Consider the following 3,928-nt stretch of genomic DNA (forward strand, 5'->3'; position numbering starts at 1 on the left):
AACCTAAACAGCAGTGCAGAGGGCAATGCCAGGATGACTGCTGGAAGATAACCATCTCCCTGTAACTGACATGAACCATGATATTTCTTGAATTTGCAGAATTGTGTTCCAGGCTGGAGAAAATATCCGGAAGACTGGAGACCATCTCCATTCTGGCAGAGACGATATCATCACTCTCTGAAGATGATCTTCCTCATTTCTGCCGCCTTATTCTGGGAAAACCCTTTCCGGAATGGAGCGGGAAAAAACTCGGGGTCGGTCCGAATCTCCTGTATGAAGCGGTTGCCTATGTTACCGGCAGAAAACGTGAGGAGGTCATTGACCGTCTGAGCCGGGTCGGGGATGCCGGTGCTGCGGTTGAAGAACTCCTCTCCCAGAAATCGCAGACATCTTTTTTCACCGTTGAACTCACTCTTGCTGACATTATGGCTGCCCTTATCGAGATATCGGGTATGGAGGGCGGACGATCCCAGAAAGAAAAGGTCAGGGTTATCCAGCGAATCCTCTCCAGTGCCTCACCTCTTGAGGGGCATTACATCACTGCAATTCTCCTTGAAGATTTTCGGATTGGGGTCGGTGAAGGAAACCTTCGGGATGCAATCGCTCAGGCCCTCTCAGTCGACCCGGGCCTTGTTGAGTATGCGAATCAGGTCAGAAATGATATCGGAGAAGTCGCGGTGCTGGCACGAAAGGGAGAAGAGGCTCTCCGGCAAGTCCGGCTGGTCCCGTTCCATCCGGTCAGGATGATGCTTGCACGGCAGGGAACCATCTCCGGTGTTCTTGAAGAGGGAGATCCGGTTGCAGTTGAGTATAAGTATGATGGAGCAAGGTTTCAGTTCCACAAGCAGAACAAAACCTGCAGGATGTACTCCCGCCGGCTTGAGGAGGTCACCTCTGCGATGCCTGATGTTGTTGCACTCCTTGACGAGGCTCTTCCTGATGACATTATTGTGGATGGAGAGGTCATTGCAGTTCAAAACGGCCACCCCATGCCATTTCAGACCGTTCTCCGGAGGTTTCGAAGAAAACACAATATTGCCGAGGCAGCGGATGCTATCACGATGATCCCAAACCTCTTTGACATCCTCTACTACCATCAGGAGATGCTTATTGATCTGCCATTTCGCGAGAGGCGGAACATACTGACACAGGTTGCATCGAAGTATGTAACCCCCCAGCTCATATCTGATGATGAGACAGAGATAGAGGCATACTACCATACTGCTCTTGATGCCGGTCATGAGGGGGTCATGTTGAAAGTACTGGGGTCACGGTACACACCCGGCGTCAGGGGAAAAGACTGGGTGAAGATAAAACCTGAGGCTGATACTCTGGACCTTGTGGTAACCGGTGCAGAGTGGGGTGAAGGGAAACGTGCTCATGTTTTTGGATCCTTTTTACTCTCAGTCAGAGATGACGACCGACTGGTTCCGATAAGCCGGGTGGCCACCGGGTTTTCAGACGAACAGCTGAGCTGGCTGTTTGATACCCTTAAGGACGATGTTATCAGGAAAGAGGGAAAAATGGTTTTTTTTTTATCTAGGCTGGTCTTTGAGATCGGGTATTCGGAGATTCAGAAAAGTCCCAATTACGAGGGAGGATATGCTCTCCGGTTTCCCAGGTTTATTGAGGTCCGGGAGGATAAAGACCTGAAAGAGGCAAATACGGCAGAAGATGTCGAGGAGAGATATATACAGACACACCGTTCTCTAAATTCATGATATATTCAGAATTCTGAAGGAAATTCGTTGATTTTTGCAAAAAAGGAAGAGAAATCTTTTTCTGAATTTCATTTTCTCCGTTTAAAACTTTTCATTTACCAAATAGATTTATCTTTTCAGATATCTCATTCTTATACCCACGGTCTCTCATGAAGAGATCACCCTACAACCTTACAGGAGGGATGGCGAATGAATGGACTACATCTAATTGCTGATATGTACCGCTGCACCTGCACTGCTGATCTACTGTGTGACCAGAGCAAGTTAGAGAAACTGTGTGTTGATGCATGTATAAACGCTGGTCTTACCCCGCTTGGAACATATTTCCACCAGTTTATGGATGAAAATGGAAATAAAGCAGGAGTCACGGGAAACGTGGTTTTGGCAGAGTCACATCTCGCCATCCACACCTGGCCGGAAAATAACGGGGTGACCCTTGATGTCTATGTCTGTAACTACAGCCGGGACAACAGTGACCGGGCCAGACAGACCTTTCAGGAAGTAATATCTGCCCTTGCCCCCGGAGAGATGGCACGCCATGAAGTCATCAGGGGAGAGATCAACGCTGCCAGAGCTGCAGCAATCTGAAATCCATGGATACATCTCTTTTTTCAGACCTGCTCTGTGAATCGCTGAATGATAACAGCGGGTTTTTCTTTAAAAAGGGAAGACTGCTGGAGCAGGGTGAAACGCCCTTTCAGGTTTATGAGGTCTGGGACACTCCGGAGCTTGGAAAACTCTTCCGGCTGGACGGATATTTCATGACATCAGAGCGGGATGAGTTCTTTTACCATGAGAATATGATTCACCCCGCCCTTGTCTCTCATCCTGAACCAGAGACTGTCCTCATCATCGGTGGCGGAGATGGGGGATCGGCTGACGAGGTATTCAAACACCCGTCGGTGAAACGGATCGTTCTTGTCGAACTGGACAAGGCGGTTGTTGATCTTTCACGCAAGTACTTTGAATCGGTGCACCACGGATCTCTTGATGATCCCCGGATGGAGATTCTCATTGAAGACGGGCTGAAATACGTCAGGGAGATAGGACCGGGTACAGGAGAAAAGTTTGATCTGATCGTTTTAGACCTGACCGATCCCCTGGGTCCGGCTGCCGAGCTCTACTCACCACGGTTTATGGCAGAGTGTAAGGCACTTTTAAATGACGGAGGGATGTTTGTCCTGCATATCGGGCCGCCGGTCTATGCACCGCAGCGGGTATCAGGACTTATGAAAAACCTTAGCAGTGTCTTTCACATCGTGGCTCCATACTTTGTGTATATTCCGCTCTATGGAAGCCTGTGGGGTATGGCCTGTGCATCTGATACCAGAGATCCCAGAGAGACGAGCAAAGAGAGGGTAGATGAGATTATCAGGGAACGTTCACTACCACATCTTCAGTATTATAACGGGGCTACTCATGAAGCAGGATTTGCCCTGCCTGAGTACCTGAAAAAAATCCTTTTCTCGTAAATTTGTAAAAAGTCAGCGGTGGGTAAAGTATGCCACCGCAGGATTGCCGGCTGCATCAATTCGTGCAAACCCGACCCGCTCAAACTGGACAATTCTATCCTGTGTTGTGACTGCTTCAGGTTCACATACCCCGCTGACATCCCCTTCAGGAGTTTTCAGGAGGCAGTGTGTTGCATGGTTTTCCGGAAGCCACTGGATGATCGGGGCTTTTTTACTTCTGGCTTCCTGCAGGTCATCACCGGCATACTCCCCCCGGATAGTATCACCTTCATAGAGCACGGTAATATTGAAGAGATCCTTAAGCCTGATAAATGCTGCACCAGATGCCAGTTCCGCTTTTGGCAGGTAGAGACTTCCGGCAAAGGGAATCTCACGGTATCCCCTCGATTCATCTCCCGGATAACGCATTGCTTTTGCCACAACCGGGTCACTTCCGGATATGGGAACCAGAACCGGATCAGGAACAAAGAAGAACCGGTCAGCTTGACTGTCAATGATCTCTTTGTTCTTTGCATAGAGGTTTTCCCATGAGAACTGGATATCAGTCTCCCCGATACCGATCTCTACGACCGCGTTCCGAACGGCCTGTGGCTGAATACCCCTGCGAGCCATGGCACGGAGTGTTCCAAGCCTGACATCGTCCCATCCGGAATACTCACCAGACTGGATGCCGGCCCGCATCTGGGAGGTTGAAAGGACCACACCTTCTATACCCATCCGGCCGTAATGCCGGTA

At 49.5% G+C, this 3,928-nt stretch carries 4 protein-coding genes; 3 read left to right on the forward strand and 1 reads right to left on the reverse strand.

The window, feature by feature from the left end:
* Nucleotides 1-77 precede the first annotated feature (77 nt).
* From LDL35_RS14865 to speE, 3 genes are all read left to right on the forward strand, one after another.
* Nucleotides 78-1,721 carry an ATP-dependent DNA ligase gene (locus LDL35_RS14865; protein WP_304023892.1) on the forward strand — a complete coding sequence of 548 codons (1,644 nt, stop codon included), beginning with the start codon at nt 78-80 and terminating at the stop codon, nt 1,719-1,721.
* A 189-nt stretch (nt 1,722-1,910) separates the two neighbouring features.
* Nucleotides 1,911-2,309, forward strand: coding sequence for an adenosylmethionine decarboxylase (gene speD, locus LDL35_RS14870; protein WP_304023895.1), 399 nt, complete (start codon nt 1,911-1,913; stop codon nt 2,307-2,309).
* A gap of 5 nt (nt 2,310-2,314) precedes the next feature.
* Nucleotides 2,315-3,193 carry a polyamine aminopropyltransferase gene (gene speE, locus LDL35_RS14875; protein WP_304023898.1) on the forward strand — a complete coding sequence of 293 codons (879 nt, stop codon included), beginning with the start codon at nt 2,315-2,317 and terminating at the stop codon, nt 3,191-3,193.
* Between the two features lie 12 nt (nt 3,194-3,205).
* Here the strand turns inward: speE and LDL35_RS14880 are convergent.
* The coding region (locus LDL35_RS14880) for a glutamate--tRNA ligase family protein (RefSeq protein WP_369694955.1) at nt 3,206-3,928 on the reverse strand (723 nt) is incomplete at its 5' end.

Source organism: Methanospirillum hungatei, assembly GCF_020216685.1.
GTDB classification, from domain to species: Archaea; Halobacteriota; Methanomicrobia; order Methanomicrobiales; family Methanospirillaceae; genus Methanospirillum; species Methanospirillum hungatei_B.